The following is an 18,824-nucleotide window of genomic DNA, read 5'->3' as shown; positions in this document are numbered from 1 at the left end:
ATGTTTTGGCGGATTTGAGAAGATTTTCAGCTGATACAGATTAGTCGATGCGTCCGCAGGACGTGTTGATAAAACAGAATTTGCCTGGCGGCACTAGCGCGGTGGTCCCACCTGACCCCATGCCGAACTCAGAAGTGAAACGCCGTAGCGCCGATGGTAGTGTGGGGTCTCCCCATGTGAGAGTAGGGAACTGCCAGGCATCAAATTTAGCGTGCTGATATGGCTCAGTTGGTAGAGCGCACCCTTGGTAAGGGTGAGGTCCCCAGTTCGACTCTGGGTATCAGCACCACTTTTTAGGTTAAAGTTCGGCACGTTGTAAAGAATTTGCCTGGCGACAATAGCGCGGCGGTCCCACCTGACCCCATGCCGAACTCAGAAGTGAAACGTCGTAGCGCCGATGGTAGTGTGGGGTCTCCCCATGTGAGAGTAGGGAATCGCCAGGCATCAAATAAAGCAGAAGGCCCAGTCGAAAGACTGGGCCTTCTGCTTTTGTGCTATCTGTTATCTGTTGATAAACAGTCCTGCCACCAGGGGGAAACCCGTCAAAGTCGATTTGCTCGTAATGCAGCAAGGGACAGAGAGTTTATTTGCCCGGTTGTCATGTGGATGATGCGCAGAAGAGCAGATACAGGTTCGACGCTAGCCCCAGTATCTGCTGGTCGGGGGTGAATTAGCGGGTCAGTGCGACGATCCCTAACGTGAGGCCGGCTACCGCGGCGGCCCCCCCGGCGATCGCGCCTGCCGTGTCCCAGTTGTCTTCTGTTGTGCCCTTCATACAGGTATTGGTGTGGACTAAGCGGCCTTGCGAGTCATAAACCGGCACGCAGGGAGAGTCATGGGCACAGCCTGCCAGCAGAGAGGCCAGCAGCGCCACGATTAAATACTTTTTCATGATATTACCTCTGGATAATCCGCAGGGTTGTACTGAGAGCCAGTGCAGAACGGAATGGCTTATTTTATCACCGCGGATTGTCCGGCCCGGATGCCGAAATCATCTCAATATATGAGCCACGTAAATATCGTGAAGATAAGCAGGGGAATATGCAGAAAAGATGGAGAGAAAGATCGTCTCCCCGCGCTGCCGCATGTGATAGAGGTTGTCAGATAGCGGGAAGCTGAGCGGGTTGCTAATATGCCAGGCGAAAAAAAAAGCGCCCGCAGGGGGCGCCTTTAAAACCAGGCCGGGTTATTCAGCGTGCCGGGTAAAACGTCGTCTGACGACCACAAAGAAGACCGGAACAAAAAAGATCGCCAGCAGTGTCGCGGTTAGCATCCCGCCCATGACGCCGGTACCTACCGCATTCTGCGCCCCGCTGCCGGCACCATGGCTAATCACCAGCGGCATGACTCCGAGAATAAAAGCCAGAGAGGTCATCAGAATGGGTCGCAGGCGCATCCGCGATGCCTCCAGGGTTGCTTCAATGATCCCTTTCCCCTCTTTCTCCATCAGATCCTTGGCGAATTCGACGATCAGGATCGCGTTCTTCGCCGACAAACCGATCGTGGTCAGAAGGCCTACCTGGAAGTACACGTCATTATTCAGCCCACGCAGCGTGGCGGCTAACAGCGCGCCGATCACCCCCAGCGGAACCACTAACATGACTGAGAATGGAATCGACCAGCTCTCATACAGCGCCGCCAGGCACAGGAAGACGACAATCAGCGAGATGGCATAAAGCGCGGGAGCCTGGTTGCCGGAAAGGCGTTCCTGGTAAGACATCCCGGTCCAGTCGTAACCAATGCCGCTCGGCAGCTTACTGGCCAGCGCTTCCATCAGCGCCATGGCTTCCCCGGTACTTTTACCCGGCGAGGCTTCACCGAGGATTTCCATGGAGGGTAAACCGTTGTAGCGTTCCAGACGCGGCGAGCCATAAATCCAGCGCGAAGTGACGAAGGCGGAGAACGGGACCATTTCGCCATTGGCGCTACGAACATACATATTGTTAATGTCGCTCGGCAGCATACGGAAATGGGCATCAGCCTGGACGTACACTTTCTTGACGCGACCACGGTCAATAAAGTCATTGACGTAGTACCCGCCCAGCGCGGCTGATATCGTTTCATTGATATCGGAGAGCGATACGCCCAGCGCCTGCGCTTTTTCCTGGTCGACATCCAGTTTGAACTGCGGCGTATCTTCCAGCCCATTAGGCCGTACCCGCACCAGCTGATCCGGATGCTGTTTCACCATGCCCAGCAGTTGATTGCGCGCCTGCGTCAGGGCGGTATGACCTAGCCCGCCCTGGTCGATCAGCTCAAAGTCGAAGCCGGTGGCGGTACCCAGCTCAATAATGGCAGGCATGTTGAACGGGAAAACCATGGCGTCTTTGATCTGGCTGAAAGCCACGGTGGCTCGCTTGATGATGGACTCCACGCTGTTTTCATCACCGCTGCGCGCCTCCCAGGGTTTCAGGCTGACAAACGCCATGCCGGAGTTTTGCCCCTGGCCGCTGAAGCTGAAGCCGTTCACGGTAAAGACGCTGTCGACGTTAGCCTTCTCGTTATGCAGATAGTAGTCGGTCACGGTATCCAGCACTTTCTGTGTCCGCTCCTGGGTGGCGCCGGAGGGCAACTGGATCATGGTCAGGAAGACCCCCTGGTCTTCATCGGGTAGAAAGGATGTCGGGAGACGCATAAACAGCACGGCCATTCCCACGACGATCAGCAGATAGATCACCAGGTAACGGCCGGTTCCACGCAAAATACCGCTGACGCTGTTGGTGTAGTGGTTAACGCTCTGGTCAAAGCGGGCGTTAAACCAGCCGAAGAAGCCTTTTTTCTCATGGTGTTCGACCGAGGACGGCTTTAACAACGTGGCGCAGAGCGCTGGCGTCAGGACCAGGGCAACCAGCACGGAGAGCGCCATGGCGGAAACGATGGTGATCGAAAACTGGCGATAAATCGCGCCGGTGGAACCGCCGAAGAAGGCCATCGGCACGAATACCGCAGAGAGCACCATGGCGATACCCACCAGCGCCCCCTGGATCTGCGACATCGACTTTTCCGTCGCTTCTTTTGGCGAGAGTTTTTCCTCAACCATCACGCGCTCAACGTTTTCCACTACGACGATAGCGTCATCGACCAGCAGACCTATCGCCAGCACCATGCCAAACATCGTCAGGGTGTTGATGGAGTAGCCAAACATCGACAGTACGGCGAAGGTGCCCAACAGCACGACGGGCACGGCAATGGTCGGAATGAGCGTTGCGCGCATGTTCTGCAGGAACAGATACATGACAAGGAAGACGAGAATAATCGCTTCAAATAGCGTTTTGACCACTTCGTGAATAGAGATTTTAACGAAAGGGGTCGTATCGTACGGATAGACCACCTTCATTCCCTGGGGGAAGTAAGGCTGCAGTTCGGCCAGCTTCGCTTTAATCGCCGTGGCGGTATCCAGCGCGTTGGCGCCGGTCGCAAGCTTAATACCCAGACCAGAGGCGGGCTTACCGTTAATTCTGGCGACGACGTTGTAGTTCTCTCCGCCCAGCTCAATGCGGGCGACATCTTTCAAATGGACGACAGAGCCATCGGCATTGACCCGCAGCGTGACCTTGCCAAACTCCTGCGGATCTTTAAGCCGCGTCTGGGCAATGATCGACGCATTGAGCTGCTGGCCTTTTAGCGCTGGCGTACCGCCCAGCTGGCCGGCGGCGATCTGATCGTTCTGAACCTGCAGCGCATTAATGACATCCACTGGCGTCAGGTTGTATTTGTTCAGCAGGTTGCCATCCAGCCAGATGCGCATGGCGTACTGTGCGCCAAACAGCTGGACATCGCCCACACCGTTGAGGCGGCTGATGGGATCTTTAACATTAGAGGCGACATAGTCGGAAATATCGTCCTGGGTAGTGACCGGGTTATCAGAGATAAAGCCGGCCACCAGCAGGAAGCTGCTGCTGGACTTTTCTACGCTAATTCCCTGCTGCTGGACTTCCTGAGGCAGCAGCGGGGTGGCCAGCTGCAGTTTGTTTTGCACCTGCACCTGGGCGATATCCGGATCGGTGCCGGACTTAAAGGTAAGCGTGATGGTTACTGAGCCGGCGGAATCGCTGGTCGACGACATATACATCAGGTTGTCGATACCGTTCATGTTCTGCTCAATAACCTGAGTGACCGTGTCCTGCACGGTCTGGGCATCCGCACCAGGATAGGTAGCGGAGATCGCCACCGCAGGGGGCGCTATCGTCGGATACTGCGCTATCGGCAACTGCAGAATGGCCAGACCTCCGGCAATCATCATGATGATCGCCAGCACCCAGGCAAAGACTGGTCGATGGATAAAAAACTTAGACATGGCTGGGTATCCTTATTGTGCGACCGGTGCCGCACGCTCCGCTTCTGCTTTAACGGTGACGCCTGGACGGACTTTCTGTAAGCCGCTGATAATCACCTTATCGCCCGGCTTCAGCCCGCTGGTGATAAGCCACTTATCGCCCACGGCCTGGGAAGCTACCACCTGACGGGTTTCAACCTGGTTTTTGTCATTCACCAGCATGACGGAGGCATCGCCCCGCGGCGTACGGGTCACCCCCTGCTGCGGCACCAGGATGGCCTGCGGATCGGTGCCTTCATCGATGCGGGCGCGAACGAACATTCCCGGCAGCAGGATATGCTGTGGGTTAGGGAAGATAGCGCGCAGGGTAATTGAACCTGTACTTTCATCGACAGTCACGTCGGAGAACTGCAGCGAACCCTTAAGCGGATAGGCCTGACCGTTCTCCATCACCAGCTCAACGCTTTTGGTGTCGCCGCCGCGTTGCAGGCTTTCCTGCTTAAGGCGCATGAAGTCATTGCTGGATTCCGTCACGTCGACGTAGATCGGATCGAGCTGCTGGACGGTAGCCAGGGTATCCGACTGACCGTTGGTGACCAACGCTCCCTCGGTGACGCTCGATTTACCGATGCGTCCGCTAATGGGAGAGGTCACTTTGGTGTAGGCCAGGTTGATGCGGGCGCTTTCCACGGAGGCTTTGGTGGCGATGACGTCAGCGTCGGCCTGGCGGGCGGTGGCCACCGCCTGATCGTATTCCTGCTGACTGATATACTTGGTGCCCAGCAGCGGAACGTAGCGTTTCACCGTTAAGTGGGCGATGGCGGCTGCGGCTTCGGCTTTAGCCTCATCGCCCTTGGCGCTGTTCCACGCCGCCTGGTAGGTTGCCGGATCGATCTGATAGAGCGACTGGCCTGCTTCGACATCGCTTCCTTCAACAAAGTTACGCTTCAGGATGATTCCGCTTACCTGAGGGCGGACTTCCGCCACGCGAAAAGCTGAAGTTCGGCCTGGCAGTTCGGTGGTGACCGACAGCGGCGCGCTGTTCACGACATGGACCGTCACCTGCGGCGCCTGGGCATGGGGTTGCGGGTTGTCCGAATTATCGCAGCCGGTAAGCAATAAGGCCGAGATAATTAAACCGGATAAAAGTGTCACTCTGGCGTGAGTTGTCATGGCGGTTCCTTATAGATTACGTGCCAAATTCGGCGGCGAATCTGTGAAAGAAAGAGGGAATTAAAAAGCAGTTTGCCATCCTACAAATAAACGCCGCTGGATGTAAGGGATACTTATTTTTGAGCAATCAGCAAGGCACGCAAAAACAAAAAAGCGCGCAGGATTTTTTTGCTATTTACCTCAATTGTAAAACTTAATAAATAGACATCAATTCAGTGAATGGGTTATTTATTAATATTCTTTTGGGTAATTTATTTGGCGACAGCTTCAGAATTAACTTGTCTGCATTTTTGCTAAAAAATATTCCATGACAAATGTTAGGTTAAGCGATCTTCAGAAAATCCTGAATAACCTGTCTGACGGGAAGGGGCTTGTATGGCTAGAAAAACGAAAGAAGAGGCGCTACGCACGCGGCAGCTCCTGATTGAGTCCGCGATCCAGCAGTTCGCCCTGCGGGGGGTGACCAACACAACCCTGACGGATATTGCTGATGCGGCGGGAGTGACCCGCGGCGCCGTATACTGGCATTTTGCCAGTAAGACTGAGCTGTTTAATGAAATGTGGCAGCAGCAGCCACCGCTCAGGGATTTGATTCAGCATAGCCTCGTAACAGAGAATGAACAGGAGCCGTTAAATGCATTGCGCGAGCGGTTTATTACCGGGCTCCGCTATATTGCTGCGAATCCTCGCCAGCGCGCGCTGATGCAAATTCTTTATCAGCGCTGCGAGTTTGCCAATGATATGCTTTCGGAAAACGAAATTCGCCAGCGCATTGGTTTTAATTATTCGCTGATTGGCGGCATGCTTCAGCGCTGTGTGCGTAACAATATATTGCCAGCCGAAACAAATATTGAAGTGATATTAATTGTTTTACACAGCGCCTTTTCCGGGCTGATTAAAAACTGGCTGCTCGATCCGCAACGCTTCGATCTTTATCAGCAGGCGCCTGCGCTGGTGGATAATGTTATGGCGGTAGTCTGTGCTGCTCATGTATCGGAGGCGCCGGTACTGCGGGCGGTGAATCAGTGATGTGTCCCGCTGTCGCAGGTAATAAAAAAGGCGCTTCCCCATGCCGAAGAGCGCCTTTTATATCAAGCAAGCAACTGACTAGTATCAGTTCATGCCGTATTTTTTCAGTTTTTTACGCAGCGTACCGCGGTTGATGCCCATCATCAGGGCAGCGCGGGTCTGGTTACCACGGGTGTATTGCATCACCATGTCCAACAGGGGCTGTTCAACTTCAGCCAGTACCAGCTCATACAGGTCATTCACATCCTGACCGTTCAGTTGAGCAAAATAGTTCTTCAGTGCCTGTTTAACCGAGTCACGCAGGGGCTTTTGAGTTACCTGATCCTGAGAGTTAACGGTAGAAACGGTCAGTACGTCAGAATTTACGCGTTGTTCGAACATAGTTCTGTCAGCTCTTTATTTCTATTACGCAAAATTTTCGAAGTATGCCTCCAACGCCTCCAGCTGTTCGCTGGCATCCTCAATGGCGTTGAATGTGCGCCGAAACTGGTCATCTGGAGCATGTTCCTGAAGATACCAGGAGACGTGTTTACGCGCGATTCGGTACCCTTTTGCCTGACCATAAAAGTCATGCAATTCCCGAACGTGCGCACAAAGCAAGCGCTTGACCTCTGCCAGCGGCAGCGGGGGCAGCAGCTCTCCAGTGTCCAGATAATGCTGGATTTCCCGAAAGATCCAGGGTCTTCCCTGAGCTGCACGGCCTATCATCAGGGCATCAGCCCCTGTATAGTCGAGCACAGCTCTGGCTTTAAGCGGGTCAGTAATGTCGCCATTCGCGATAATCGGAATGGAAACTTTCTGCTTAACTGCCCGAATACTGTCGTACTCAGCGTCTCCGTTAAACAAGCAGGCGCGGGTGCGTCCGTGAATAGTCAGAGCCTGAATGCCACACTCTTCGGCCAGTTGGGCAATCTCTACGCAGTTACGGTGTTCCGGTTCCCAACCGGTGCGAATCTTGAGAGTCACAGGAACGTCCACCGCATTCACGACCGCCGTCAGGATCGACTTCACCTGGTCGGGGTACTGCAAGAGGGCTGAACCTGCAAGCTTGCGATTCACCTTTTTCGCCGGGCATCCCATATTGATATCAATAATCTGGGCGCCGCTTTCCACGTTAATCCGCGCGGCGGCAGCCATCTCTTCCGGCACGCTACCGGCGATTTGCACGGTACGAATACCGGGCTCATCAATATGCACCATCCGTAAACGGGACTTGTCGCTCTCCCACACCTGTGGGTTAGAGGACATCATCTCGGAAACGGTTAAACCCGCTCCCATCTCGTAGCACAGCGTCCGGAATGGTCTGTCAGTAATGCCAGCCATGGGCGCTGCGATCAGGCGATTTCTGAGCTGGTGGTGTCCGATGCGCATGAGTTAAGAAATGACCATACTGTGACTGCAAGGCGGCGTATATTACGCATTTTTTGCACGAGATGAAAGGCCAAACTTTGAGCAATCCTCTGTTGCAGATCAATGAATCCGGGACTAACGTAAAAGGGATGAATAAATACTTATATTAATCATTGATTTAATGGCTGATGGATAATTTGTGTCCATTTATAAAATCATAAAACTTCTCGATTTTTCTTAGACAAACTCGCTACCGGGCGATATAAAACGCTGTTTTTATAGTCAAAAAAGTGCTCTGTAGTGCGATCTGCCTCTCATTTCCTGGCATTATTTGGTGGCTACTGGAAACAAAAATGCGGCCCACAGGCCGCATTGCACTTAGTTTTTCCGGCCGGTGATCCGGCACCACTCCTCTTTCTCGACCACCGGGTCAAGGGTGAAGAGATCGGCGTAGGCTTCACAGACGCTCTCCGCCTGGCTGGCAAGGATGCCGGAAAGCCCCAGCAAACCGCCTGAAACGGGCAGGACGCTGATTAACGGCGCCAGCTCACGTAACGGGCCAGCCAGGATATTGGCGACCACGACGTCGGCTTTCATCGACTCGGGCTGGTCCTGAGGAAGATAGAGCTCCAGACGCTCAGAGACGCCGTTACGCTGCGCGTTATCGCGGCTGGCCTGAATAGCCTGCGGGTCGATATCTATGCCGATCGCTTTTGCGGCTCCCAGCTTCAGCGCGGCAATCGCCAGGATGCCGGAACCGCAGCCGAAATCAATGACCGTTTTTCCGTTGAGGTCGAGTCCATCGAGCCACTGCAAGCACAGGGATGTCGTCGGGTGCGTGCCGGTACCGAAGGCCAGACCCGGATCGAGCATCACGTTGACGGCATTTTCATCCGGAACGTCGCGCCAGCTCGGGCAGATCCACAGCCGCTCACCGAAGCGCATCGGATGGAAGTTATCCATCCATTCCCGCTCCCAGTCTTTATCTTCCAGCTGCTCGATCTTATGCGCGAATCCGGCGCCCAGCAGCGGGTGCTGCTCCAGTTGGGCAACGACCGCTTTCATATCGGTTTCGGCATCGAACAGGCCGATCACGTCGGTGTCGCCCCACAGCCGGGTTTCCCCGGGCAACGGCTCAAATACCGGCGTATCGTGCGTATCCTGGAAGGTGATCGAGACCGATCCGGCCTCCATCAGCGCATCGCTAAGATCTTCAGCGTTCGCGCCGGTGGTATTTAGTTTCAGTTGGATCCATGGCATAGCAAAACTCTTTATTTATCAGTAGGCAAAATAGGTGGCTGTGGTGCGGGACGGCCGAAACGATTCCCTGCCACAAACGCCAGTAAACTCAGCAGCAGCGCGGGAACGATCGGATGGAAGCCGAGAAACTGCACTTTCAGCGTGGCAAGTACGGCATACAGTACACCGCCCACGATCATCGCGCTCAGCGCGCCAGCCGCGTTGGCACGTTCCCAATACAGGCCCAGCACCAGCGGCCACAGAAAGACGGCTTCCAGGCCGCCGAAGGCCAGCAGGTTCAGCCAGATAATCATCTCCGGCGGTCGCCAGGCCGCGAGCAGCAGCAGGACACCCAACAGGAGCGTAATGCCGGCGGACATGCGTTTTAGCCGCTTTTCGTTAGTCGCTTGATCCGGACGCCAGTTCAGATACAGATCCTTGATGATCGTAGCGGAACTTTGCAGAAGCTGGGCATTGATCGTCGACATAATCGCCGCCATCGGCGCGGCCAGAAAGATCCCTGCCGCAAAGGGCGGGAGCACTTTGACCATCAGCGTCGGGATCACCAGATCCGGTACGGTGAGGTCAGGGATCACCGCCCGACCTAACGCGCCGGCCAGGTGCATGCCAAACATCAGGATCGCCACCACGATGGTGCCGATAATGATGCCGCGATGCACGGCTTTGCTGTCTTTGTAGGAGATACAGCGCACGGCGGTATGCGGGAGGCCTATCACGCCGAAGCAGACCAGCACCCAAAACGAGGCCATAAAGGTTGGCGAGAGGATATCTTCCGCCCCCTGAGGGGACACCAGCTTGACATCGATCGACTGCAGGGTCTCTACCGCATGGCCAATCCCGCCGGCGGCGTGGATCACCCCCACCAGCAGCACGATCGTGCCGATCAGCATCACCATGCCCTGCATGGTGTCGTTGAGCACGCTGGCGCGAAAGCCGCCATAAGCGGTATACAGCGCGATGCTGATGCCGAAGATCAGCAGACCGGTATCGTAGGGAATACCCGCAGCCGTCTCCAGCAGGCGGGCGCCGCCGATAAACTGGACGGTCATGGCGCCAACGAAGGCTACCAGCAGACTCAGGCTGGCCAGCCAGACCAGCAGACGACTCTGGTAGCGCGCAAACAGCATGTCATTGAGGGTGACGGCGTTGTAACGGCGCGCAAGAATGGCGAATTTTTTTCCCAGTACGCCCAGCGACAGCCAGATGGCGGGAAGCTGGATCATTGCCAGCAGCACCCAGCCCAGGCCGTATTTATAGGCGGCGCCGGGTCCGCCGATAAATGAGCTGGCGCTGATATAGGTGGCGGTTAGCGTCATGGCCAGCACGAAGCCGCCCATCGAGCGGCTGCCGAGAAAGTACTCATTCAGAAAGCTTCCTGAGGCTCGTTTTCGCATGGCGTAAAGGGATAAGCCGAACACCACCACCAGATAGGCGATCAGGGGAATAATGACCTCAAACTGCATCATCGTCCTCCAGAGGAATGTCGCGAAAAACCAGTTTGACCATCGCCCAGCACAGCAGAATAAACAGCAGCGGAACCAGCAGGCAGGCCATTTCAAACCAGTGGGGCAGGCCGGTAAAACCGATAGCCACCCCCGGCAGATAGGCGGCGGCCAGCCAGGCGGCAAGATAGAGAAGGGTCAGCCACAGCGCCCAGCGCGCTTCTTTGTGGGCCTGAACAAAGCGTTTGTCCATTTTTTGTCCCTTGAGGATGAAGAAAGCGGGGATTGTACCGCATGGTATAGATGAGGAGAGAGAAAAAGAAAAAAGGCCGGAAAATCCGGCCTTTTGCTGAGAATGCAGAATTATTTTTCCTGCAAGCCGAGTTTTTTCTCCAGATAGTGGATGTTGGTGCCACCATGCTGGAAGTTCTCGTCGCTCATAATGCGCATCTGCAGATCGACGTTGGTCTTGATGCCATCGATGATCAGCTCCTGCAGCGCATTCTTCATGCGGGCAATCGCCACGTCACGGCTTTCGCCGTAGCAGATCAGTTTGCCGATCATGGAGTCATAGTACGGCGGTACGGTGTAACCGGCGTAAATATGGGACTCCCAGCGCACGCCAAAGCCGCCCGGCGCGTGGAAACGGGTAATTTTACCCGGGCTCGGCAGGAAGGTGTTCGGGTCTTCGGCGTTGATACGGCATTCCACCGCATGGCCGCGAACCACCACTTCATCCTGCTTGATGGACAGCGGCTGACCGGCTGCGATACGCAGCTGCTCTTTGATCAGGTCAACGCCGGTGATCATTTCAGTTACCGGATGCTCTACCTGGATACGGGTGTTCATTTCAATGAAGTAGAACTCGCCGTTTTCGAACAGGAACTCAAAGGTACCCGCCCCGCGGTAGCCGATATCGACACAGGCTTTCGCGCAACGCTCGCCGATGTAGCGACGCAGTTCCGGGGTGATGCCCGGCGCCGGCGCTTCTTCGACCACTTTCTGGTGACGGCGCTGCATGGAGCAGTCACGTTCAGCCAGATAGATAGCGTTACCCTGACCGTCCGCCAGCACCTGAATTTCGATGTGACGCGGGTTTTCCAGGTATTTCTCCATGTAGACCATGTCGTTGTTGAAAGCCGCTTTGGCTTCCGCTTTGGTCATGGAGATGGACTGGGCCAGTTCAGCATCGCTGCGCACAACGCGCATACCGCGACCGCCGCCGCCGCCGGAGGCCTTGATGATCACCGGATAGCCGATGCGTTTGGCATGGGCGCGGTTAGCGTCCATGTCGTCGGTCAGCGGGCCGTCAGAACCGGGTACGGTCGGGACGCCGGCTTTTTTCATGGCGGTGATCGCGGACACTTTGTCGCCCATCAGGCGGATGGTGTCGGCTTTCGGGCCGATGAAGATAAAGCCGGAGCGCTCAACCTGCTCAGCAAAGTTGGCGTTCTCAGAGAGGAAGCCATACCCCGGGTGAATTGCTACCGCGCCGGTGATCTCAGCGGCGCTGATGATAGCCGGGATGTTCAGATAGCTTTTTACGGACGGAGCCGGACCGATGCAGACCGTCTCATCCGCTAACAATACGTGTTTTAGATCGCGATCCGCGGTGGAATGCACAGCAACGGTCTTGATGCCTAGTTCTTTACAGGCACGCAGGATGCGCAGTGCGATCTCGCCACGGTTAGCGATGACAATTTTATCCAGCATGTTCGCCTCGTTACTCGATAACTACCAGCGGCTCGTCGAATTCTACCGGTTGGCCGCTTTCGATCAGAATGGCTTTCACCACGCCGGCTTTGTCGGCTTCGATCTGGTTCATCATTTTCATCGCTTCGACGATGCACAGGGTGTCGCCCACGTTAACTTTCTGGCCAACTTCCACAAACGCTTTCGCGTCCGGGCTTGGCGTACGATAGAAAGTACCAACCATCGGGGAACGTACGATGTGACCACTGATTTCCGCTTTTGCCGGCGCTTCTGCTGCTGCAGCTGGCGCGGCAGCCGCGGCGGCAGGTGCCTGAGGCTGCATCATCGGCGCAGCATAAGCCTGCTGCATAACCGGATAGCTTGCGGCCGGTGCAGAGCGGCTGATGCGAACAGACTCTTCGCCTTCAGAAATTTCCAGTTCGGAGATACCTGATTCTTCAACCAGCTCGATCAGTTTTTTAATCTTACGAATATCCATGAGTGGGTTCCGTACTCTTTGTTTAGTGTGATTGTGACAGGCGTTTTACCGCCGTCTGTAAAGCGTATGAATAGCCGTCCGCCCCCAGTCCGCAGATAACGCCAGCGGCGATATCTGACAGATACGAATGCTGGCGGAAGGGTTCGCGTGCATGCACATTGCTCAGGTGAATCTCGATAAACGGGATGTTCACGGCAAGCAACGCGTCACGGATTGCTACGCTGGTATGCGTGAACGCGGCCGGATTAATCAGGATATAGTCCACGTTGTCTTTAGCCTGATGAATTCGGTCGATTAACGCATGCTCCGCGTTGGACTGCAGGTGATCCAGGCTCACATTCAGCGCCGCTGCTTCAGATGTTAAATGGTTAACAATCTCAGCCAGCGTGAGAGATCCATACTTCTCTGGCTCGCGGGTACCGAGCATGTTAATGTTTGGACCATTCAAAAGCAAAATGTGAAACTTGTCTGCCATCGTGTGGCGATCTCCTGCCATTTTCGGGTAAAAAACAACATATACCTTCAATGCGCCCTTGTCACCTTTTCAGGGTCAGAAAACCCTGTCAGGAAAGCCAAAGTCGCACATTATAACGATTTCGTAGCAATTGGCAGCTAAATACTGGTCTTATCAGGGAAGATTATCAACCGCTATCTTAAAAAGAGTCGCGGTTGATAAAGGATCTGCGGGAAACTGCACATTACCGGATTCAGCGCCACCACTGGCGAAACTTCTTGTAACGCCATGCCAGGAGCGCGACTGCCAGCAGGGCATAAATGATGGGCTGCGGTGAGAGGATCTTCACTGACCACAGGTAGTGAATCGGCGCGAGGATCGCCACCAGATAGACGAAGTTGTGTAAAATTTGCCAACGGCGGCCCAGTTTTCGCTGCATCGCCTGCGTCGACGTCGCCGCCAGCGCCAGCAGGATCGCCCAACTGACCATGCCTAACGTCAGATAGGGGCGGTTGATAATCTCCGAGCCCAGCAGCGCCAGATTGTTAATGCCCAGCTCCAGCAGGGTATAGCTGGTCAGGTGCAGGGTCGCCCAGGCGAAACACCATAAACCTAACAGGCGGCGAACGCGAATCAATAATGGCTGTTTCGCGTAGCGCGCCAGCGGGGAGACCAGCAGCGTCGCCAGCAGAAACTTCAGCGCCATCCTGCCGGTAAAATGCTGGATATCCTTGGCCGGATCGGCGCTAAAGTAGCCCTGGTGCCCGGCCCAGAATAACCAGACCAGCGGCAAAAACCCCGCCAGATGAAGTAAAACCTTCAACCAGGCGATCTGTTTGACGGTGAAACGCACTAGAAGTTCTCCCGCAGATTCATGCCGCGATACAGCGACGCCACCTCGTCGGCATAGCCGTTAAACAGCAGCGTCGGTTGACGTTTCACATCGAGCACGCCGCCGGCACCGATAAACCGCTCGCTAGCCTGTGACCAGCGGGGGTGATCGACGTGCGGATTGACGTTGGCGAAGAAGCCGTATTCGTCCGGCGCCGCGAGGTTCCAGGTGGTCGGTGGCCGCTCGCGGGTCAGTTCAATGCTGACGATGGATTTAATGCCTTTGAAACCGTACTTCCACGGCACGGTAAGGCGGACCGGCGCGCCGTTTTGCGGCGGCAGCGCTTTGCCATACACCCCGACGGTGAGCAGCGTCAGCGGGTGCAGCGCTTCATCCAGCCGCAACCCCTCCACGTAAGGGTAAGCGAGCCCGCCGCCGATAAACCGATCTTTCTGCCCGGGCATTTGATCCGGGGCATAGAGGGTTTTGAAGGCCACATAGCGCGCGTTGCTGGTGGGCTCCACCAGCGCCAACAGCTTATGCAGCGGGAAGCCGACCCAGGGGACCACCATCGACCAGGCTTCCACGCAGCGCATACGGTAAATACGCTCTTCCAGCGGGAAGCGTTTGGTCAGATCGTCATGGTCAAGGGTCAGCGGCTTCGCCACCTCACCGCCGATGGTCAACGTCCAGGGATCGGTGCGCAGGCTACCCGCGTTCGCCGCCGGATCGGCTTTATCGAGGCCGAATTCATAAAAGTTATTGTAGCCGGAGACTTTATCTTCCGGAGTAAGCGTCAGGTTAGCCTGCCATTCAGCGGGTTTAGCAAAGTCCAGGGCCTTGCCCGCCGGGGCTGGCGGACGGTCGTGGCCTTTAAACCAGTCCAGCAGGTCGGCCTGTGCGGCGGCGGGAAGCGAAAGGGCGGTCGCGCTGATGCCCAGCATTTTCAGCACCTGGCGCCGCTGGAGCATAAAAACGGATTCGGCCGTGACGTCGGCTTCCGTCAGTTTTTTTCTTTTCATGGTGTCCTCCGTCATGCGTTTCCCTAAGCATGACGGAGGCGGCGATGAATCGCGAATATGTCACGAAAAATTGCACATTAGGCGCATTCGCCACCGCCGAAGCTGGGGCGCGGTCGTCCAGGAATCATCGGAAAGTGGCGCAAGACGTTTCCTTTAACGCGCCTGACCCGGCATCTTTAGCAGGGGAAAAAAGGGGGCGGGAGGCTGGCAGGATGGAAAATTAGCAATAATGTGCGCCGCTGGCGCGGGTTTGCCATCCAGCGTCTAAAATTAAAGCGCTTCTGGCGCAGGCCGCAGGCGGGCGGCGATTGGCAAATTTTTTCTGCCGACTATACTCGCTATCGGCATACTTTCGCCGATAATACGCATTCCATTGCCAGACTCGCCATCTTTGATAGTATGCGTCGCGCTTTAAAAGGTTAATGCTAGCGTCAAGGCGCGCGCCGGCACGGGAGCCTGATGGTTCATCGGGCAGTCATTCACTCGCGGAGTTAACACAGGGATGCGATTAACGACGAAGTTCTCAGCCTTTATCACGCTGCTAACTAGCCTGACCATCTTTGTCACGCTGATTGGCGCTTCGCTGAGTTTTTACAACGGCATTGAGAACAAGGTCGAAAACCGGGTTCAGGCGGTGGCGACCATGCTGGATAACCGGCTCATCACCACCTCTTTTGATAAGCTTGAGCCGCAGCTGGATGAGCTGATGACGCCGATAGAGATCGTGCATATCGATTTCATGCTTAACGGTAAACCGCTCTACAGCCACTCCCGAACCGACAGCTACCGCCCGCTGGGCAGTCATGAGCAATTCCGTGAGATCACGGTCCCGTCGTTGAAACATCCCGGTATCACCCTGCATCTGGTCTACGTTGACCCGATGGTGAACTATTTCCGTTCGCTGTCAATCACCGCCCCGCTGTCGATCTCCATCGGCTTCATGGTGGTGATTATTTTCTTCGCCGTCCGCTGGATACGCCGCCAGCTGGCAGGTCAGGAGCTGCTTGAGCTTCGTTCCACGCGCATCCTGAGCGGCGAGCGCGGGCCGCAGGTGCGCGGGTCAGTCTATGAATGGCCTGCCAGCACCAGTAGCGCGCTGGATATGCTGCTGTCGGAGCTGCAATTCGCCAGCGATCAGCGCAGCCGGATGGATACGCTGATTCGCTCCTATGCGGCACAGGATTCCAAAACCGGGCTGAACAATCGCCTGTTTTTTGACAATCAGTTGGCCACGCTGCTCGAAGATCAGGAGAAGGTGGGGGCGTACGGCATCGTGATGATGATCCGTCTGCCGGAGTTTGATCTGCTGCGGGACAACTGGGGACGAGCGGCGGCCGAAGAACATTACTTCACGCTAATCAACCTACTCTCTACCTTTATTATGCGTTACCCTGGCGCGCTGCTGGCCCGCTATCACCGTAGCGACTTCGCCGTGCTGCTGCCGCACCGCACGTTAAAAGAGGCGGATAGCATCGCTGGACTGTTGCTGAAGGCCATGGACGCGCTGCCTCCGACGCGCATTCTCGATCGTGACGATATGATGCATATCGGCATCTGTTCTTTCCGCAGTGGACAATCGGCGGCGCAAGTGATGGAACATGCTGAAGCAGCAACGCGCAACGCGGTGCTGCAGGGCAGCAACAGCTGGTCGGTCTATGACGATACCCTTCCGGAGAAAGGCCGCGGCAACGTTCGCTGGCGGACGCTGATCGAACAGATGCTGAGCCGCGGCGGGCCGCGGTTGTATCAGAAACCCGCCGTCACTCGCGATGGCCGGGTGCATCACCGTGAACTGATGTCGCGGATGTACGACGGTAAGGAAGAGGTGATCGCCGCCGAGTATATGCCGATGGTGCTGCAGTTTGGCCTGGCGGAGGAGTATGACCGCCTGCAGGTGACGCGCCTGCTGCCATTTTTAGGCTTCTGGCCCGAGGAGAATCTGGCGCTCCAGCTGTCGGTGGAGTCGCTGATCCGTCCGCGATTCCAGCGCTGGCTGCGTGATGCTCTGATGCAGTGCGAAAAATCGCAGCGTCAGCGGATTATTTTTGAACTTGCTGAGGCAGATGTTTGTCAATATATCGGCCGTCTACAGCCGGTTATGCGGTTGGTTAACGCGCTTGGCGTTCGGGTGGCGGTGGTTCAGGCAGGGTTAACCCTGGTGGGAACTAGCTGGATCAAGCAGCTGGATGCGGAGCTGATCAAACTGCATCCGGGGCTGGCGCGCAATATCGAAAAGCGCAGCGAGAACCAGCTGCTGGTGCAAAGCCTGGTGGAAGCCTGTAAAGGCATGCCTATGCAAGTTTTTGCGACGGGCGTACGCAGCCGCAGCGAGTGGCTGGTACTGTCCCAATGCGGTGTCACGGGCGGGCAGGGGGAATTTTTTGCCGCCTCACAGCCACTTGACACAAATGTGAAAAAATATTCGCAAAGATACTCGGTTTGATCTGCCGTTTAGCGTGATTTCACGTAGAATAACGCGCGCCATCGTGAAGGGGGTGTGCTTGTCTACCTGCCGGATCATCGCAATGTAAATGCCAGTGACCCTCCTTTGACAGGTTACAAATTCAGGCGTGGAGCGCTGCTGAAGATTTCAGCAATGAACGGAGTCGGAAAAATTTGTAACAAAGGAAATGAACTGCACTAATTTTCACCGCAGCAGGTGATTTTTGCGCCTTGTCGCTGCTGCGTGTGGTTGGTAAAGTAAGCGGATTTTGTTTTCCGCCCCAGCTTTCAGGATTATCCCTTAGTATGTTAAAAAAATTTCGTGGCATGTTTTCCAATGACCTGTCCATTGACCTGGGTACCGCGAATACCCTTATTTACGTAAAAGGACAAGGCATCGTATTGAATGAGCCTTCCGTGGTGGCCATTCGTCAGGATCGTGCCGGATCGCCGAAAAGCGTCGCCGCCGTGGGTCATGAAGCGAAGCAGATGCTCGGCCGTACCCCGGGTAATATCGCGGCGATTCGCCCGATGAAGGACGGCGTTATCGCTGACTTCTTCGTGACGGAAAAGATGCTGCAGCACTTTATCAAACAAGTGCACAGCAACAGCTTTATGCGCCCGAGCCCGCGCGTACTGGTCTGCGTGCCGGTTGGCGCCACCCAGGTTGAGCGTCGTGCTATCCGTGAATCCGCGCAGGGCGCAGGCGCTCGCGAAGTGTTCCTGATTGAAGAACCGATGGCGGCCGCGATCGGCGCTGGCCTGCCGGTTTCTGAAGCGACCGGTTCCATGGTGGTGGATATCGGCGGCGGTACCACCGAGGTGGCGGTTATCTCCCTGAACGGCGTGGTTTACTCTTCTTCCGTGCGTATCGGCGGCGACCGTTTCGACGAAGCCGTCATCAATTACGTGCGTCGTAACTACGGCTCCCTGATCGGTGAAGCGACCGCTGAGCGTATCAAACATGAAATCGGTTCGGCTTATCCGGGCGATGAAGTGCGTGAAATTGAAGTGCGCGGCCGTAACCTGGCGGAAGGCGTGCCACGCGGTTTCACCCTGAACTCAAACGAAATTCTTGAAGCGCTGCAGGAGCCGCTGACCGGCATCGTGAGCGCGGTCATGGTTGCCCTTGAGCAGTGCCCGCCGGAACTGGCGTCTGATATCTCCGAGCGCGGGATGGTTCTCACCGGCGGTGGTGCGCTGCTGCGCAACCTGGACCGTCTGTTAATGGAAGAAACCGGTATTCCAGTCGTGGTTGCTGAAGATCCGCTGACCTGCGTAGCGCGTGGCGGCGGCAAGGCGCTGGAAATGATCGACATGCACGGCGGCGACCTGTTTAGCGAAGAGTAGTCA

The 18,824-nt window shown here is 55.8% G+C and carries 16 protein-coding genes, 1 tRNA gene, 2 rRNA genes and 1 pseudogene; 7 read left to right on the top strand and 13 right to left on the bottom strand.

Annotated elements, in window-relative coordinates; all coding sequences use genetic code 11:
- Positions 1–83: 83 nt before the first annotated feature.
- From rrf (GQR96_RS22465) to rrf (GQR96_RS22455), 3 genes are all read left to right on the top strand, one after another.
- A 5S ribosomal RNA gene (rrf, locus tag GQR96_RS22465) occupies positions 84–199 on the top strand.
- 14 nt (positions 200–213) lie between these two features.
- A tRNA-Thr gene (locus GQR96_RS22460) sits at positions 214–289 on the top strand.
- Between the two features lie 38 nt (positions 290–327).
- Positions 328–443, top strand: a 5S ribosomal RNA gene (rrf, locus tag GQR96_RS22455).
- Positions 444–670: 227 nt separating this feature from the next.
- Here rrf (GQR96_RS22455) and GQR96_RS22450 read toward each other — a convergent pair.
- The 3 genes from GQR96_RS22450 to GQR96_RS22440 all read right to left on the bottom strand — a co-directional run bounded on the left by GQR96_RS22450 (position 671) and on the right by GQR96_RS22440 (position 5,449).
- Positions 671–892: a putative periplasmic lipoprotein gene (locus GQR96_RS22450; RefSeq protein WP_004206262.1), complete on the bottom strand. Its 222-nt coding sequence runs from the start codon at positions 890–892 to the stop codon at positions 671–673.
- 294 nt (positions 893–1,186) lie between these two features.
- The gene (locus tag GQR96_RS22445) at positions 1,187–4,297 is read right to left on the bottom strand and encodes an efflux RND transporter permease subunit (protein WP_004206260.1); all 3,111 of its coding nucleotides are present in this window, start codon (positions 4,295–4,297) and stop codon (positions 1,187–1,189) included.
- Between the two features lie 12 nt (positions 4,298–4,309).
- Positions 4,310–5,449: an efflux RND transporter periplasmic adaptor subunit gene (locus tag GQR96_RS22440; RefSeq protein WP_004206259.1), complete on the bottom strand. Its 1,140-nt coding sequence runs from the start codon at positions 5,447–5,449 to the stop codon at positions 4,310–4,312.
- Between the two features lie 375 nt (positions 5,450–5,824).
- Here GQR96_RS22440 and envR point away from each other — a divergent pair, with 375 nt between their 5' ends.
- Positions 5,825–6,478, top strand: a complete 654-nt coding sequence (envR, locus tag GQR96_RS22435; protein WP_004206257.1) for an acrEF/envCD operon transcriptional regulator — start codon at positions 5,825–5,827, stop codon at positions 6,476–6,478.
- Between the two features lie 84 nt (positions 6,479–6,562).
- On the opposite strand, the gene fis is transcribed toward envR, so the two are convergent.
- From fis to msrP, 10 genes and pseudogenes are all read right to left on the bottom strand, one after another.
- Positions 6,563–6,859 (bottom strand): DNA-binding transcriptional regulator Fis, encoded by a 297-nt coding sequence (fis, locus tag GQR96_RS22430; RefSeq protein ID WP_000462905.1) that lies wholly within the window; start codon positions 6,857–6,859, stop codon positions 6,563–6,565.
- Positions 6,841–7,849: pseudogene (gene dusB, locus GQR96_RS22425) on the bottom strand (tRNA dihydrouridine synthase DusB). Before dusB ends, fis begins: the two are co-directional and overlap by 19 nt.
- 357 nt (positions 7,850–8,206) lie before the next feature.
- A complete protein-coding gene (gene prmA / locus GQR96_RS22420; RefSeq protein WP_004144971.1) occupies positions 8,207–9,088 on the bottom strand; it encodes a 50S ribosomal protein L11 methyltransferase in 882 nt (293 codons plus the stop codon).
- Positions 9,089–9,099: 11 nt separating this feature from the next.
- Positions 9,100–10,551 carry a sodium/pantothenate symporter gene (panF, locus tag GQR96_RS22415; protein WP_048325859.1) on the bottom strand — a complete coding sequence of 484 codons (1,452 nt, stop codon included), beginning with the start codon at positions 10,549–10,551 and terminating at the stop codon, positions 9,100–9,102.
- The gene (locus GQR96_RS22410; protein ID WP_004206253.1) at positions 10,541–10,783 is read right to left on the bottom strand and encodes a DUF997 family protein; all 243 of its coding nucleotides are present in this window, start codon (positions 10,781–10,783) and stop codon (positions 10,541–10,543) included. Before GQR96_RS22410 ends, panF begins: the two co-directional genes overlap by 11 nt.
- A gap of 110 nt (positions 10,784–10,893) precedes the next feature.
- Positions 10,894–12,243 (bottom strand): acetyl-CoA carboxylase biotin carboxylase subunit, encoded by a 1,350-nt coding sequence (gene accC, locus GQR96_RS22405; protein WP_004174096.1) that lies wholly within the window; start codon positions 12,241–12,243, stop codon positions 10,894–10,896.
- 10 nt (positions 12,244–12,253) lie between these two features.
- Complete coding sequence (gene accB / locus GQR96_RS22400) at positions 12,254–12,721, bottom strand: acetyl-CoA carboxylase biotin carboxyl carrier protein (RefSeq protein WP_004206250.1); 468 nt, start codon at positions 12,719–12,721, stop codon at positions 12,254–12,256.
- 22 nt (positions 12,722–12,743) lie between these two features.
- On the bottom strand, positions 12,744–13,196 hold the full coding sequence (aroQ, locus tag GQR96_RS22395; RefSeq protein WP_004206246.1) for a type II 3-dehydroquinate dehydratase: 453 nt from the start codon (positions 13,194–13,196) through the stop codon (positions 12,744–12,746).
- A gap of 232 nt (positions 13,197–13,428) precedes the next feature.
- On the bottom strand, positions 13,429–14,028 hold the full coding sequence (gene msrQ, locus GQR96_RS22390) for a protein-methionine-sulfoxide reductase heme-binding subunit MsrQ (RefSeq protein WP_023319225.1): 600 nt from the start codon (positions 14,026–14,028) through the stop codon (positions 13,429–13,431).
- Entirely contained in the window at positions 14,028–15,029 is a 1,002-nt protein-coding gene (msrP, locus tag GQR96_RS22385) for a protein-methionine-sulfoxide reductase catalytic subunit MsrP (protein ID WP_017899937.1), read from the bottom strand. Before msrP ends, msrQ begins: the two co-directional genes overlap by 1 nt.
- Positions 15,030–15,260: 231 nt before the next feature.
- On the opposite strand from msrP, the gene GQR96_RS22380 reads away from it, so the two are divergent.
- The 3 genes from GQR96_RS22380 (at position 15,261) to mreB (ending at position 18,821) form a co-directional block, all read left to right on the top strand.
- Positions 15,261–15,452: a hypothetical protein gene (locus tag GQR96_RS22380; protein WP_032429221.1), complete on the top strand. Its 192-nt coding sequence runs from the start codon at positions 15,261–15,263 to the stop codon at positions 15,450–15,452.
- A 79-nt stretch (positions 15,453–15,531) separates the two neighbouring features.
- Positions 15,532–17,472: an RNase E specificity factor CsrD gene (gene csrD, locus GQR96_RS22375; protein ID WP_004206243.1), complete on the top strand. Its 1,941-nt coding sequence runs from the start codon at positions 15,532–15,534 to the stop codon at positions 17,470–17,472.
- A 305-nt stretch (positions 17,473–17,777) separates the two neighbouring features.
- The gene (gene mreB, locus GQR96_RS22370; protein ID WP_002918653.1) at positions 17,778–18,821 is read left to right on the top strand and encodes a rod shape-determining protein MreB; all 1,044 of its coding nucleotides are present in this window, start codon (positions 17,778–17,780) and stop codon (positions 18,819–18,821) included.
- Positions 18,822–18,824: the final 3 nt, after the last annotated feature.

The sequence above is a fragment of the Klebsiella sp. PCX genome, assembly GCF_021869705.1.
GTDB classification, from domain to species: Bacteria; Pseudomonadota; Gammaproteobacteria; order Enterobacterales; family Enterobacteriaceae; genus Klebsiella; species Klebsiella quasipneumoniae.
This window is presented reverse-complemented; position numbering and strand designations above follow the sequence as displayed.

Excerpts from the sequence above, each read along its gene's own strand:
- GQR96_RS22450 (WP_004206262.1), bottom strand. The coding sequence starts at position 892 with ATGAAAAAGTATTTAATCGTGGCGCTGCTGGCCTCTCTGCTGGCAGGC.
- GQR96_RS22445 (WP_004206260.1), bottom strand. The coding sequence starts at position 4,297 with ATGTCTAAGTTTTTTATCCATCGACCAGTCTTTGCCTGGGTGCTGGCG.
- GQR96_RS22440 (WP_004206259.1), bottom strand. The coding sequence starts at position 5,449 with ATGACAACTCACGCCAGAGTGACACTTTTATCCGGTTTAATTATCTCG.
- envR (WP_004206257.1), top strand. The coding sequence starts at position 5,825 with ATGGCTAGAAAAACGAAAGAAGAGGCGCTACGCACGCGGCAGCTCCTG.
- fis (WP_000462905.1), bottom strand. The coding sequence starts at position 6,859 with ATGTTCGAACAACGCGTAAATTCTGACGTACTGACCGTTTCTACCGTT.
- prmA (WP_004144971.1), bottom strand. The coding sequence starts at position 9,088 with ATGCCATGGATCCAACTGAAACTAAATACCACCGGCGCGAACGCTGAA.
- panF (WP_048325859.1), bottom strand. The coding sequence starts at position 10,551 with ATGCAGTTTGAGGTCATTATTCCCCTGATCGCCTATCTGGTGGTGGTG.
- GQR96_RS22410 (WP_004206253.1), bottom strand. The coding sequence starts at position 10,783 with ATGGACAAACGCTTTGTTCAGGCCCACAAAGAAGCGCGCTGGGCGCTG.
- accC (WP_004174096.1), bottom strand. The coding sequence starts at position 12,243 with ATGCTGGATAAAATTGTCATCGCTAACCGTGGCGAGATCGCACTGCGC.
- accB (WP_004206250.1), bottom strand. The coding sequence starts at position 12,721 with ATGGATATTCGTAAGATTAAAAAACTGATCGAGCTGGTTGAAGAATCA.
- aroQ (WP_004206246.1), bottom strand. The coding sequence starts at position 13,196 with ATGGCAGACAAGTTTCACATTTTGCTTTTGAATGGTCCAAACATTAAC.
- msrP (WP_017899937.1), bottom strand. The coding sequence starts at position 15,029 with ATGAAAAGAAAAAAACTGACGGAAGCCGACGTCACGGCCGAATCCGTT.
- csrD (WP_004206243.1), top strand. The coding sequence starts at position 15,532 with ATGCGATTAACGACGAAGTTCTCAGCCTTTATCACGCTGCTAACTAGC.
- mreB (WP_002918653.1), top strand. The coding sequence starts at position 17,778 with ATGTTAAAAAAATTTCGTGGCATGTTTTCCAATGACCTGTCCATTGAC.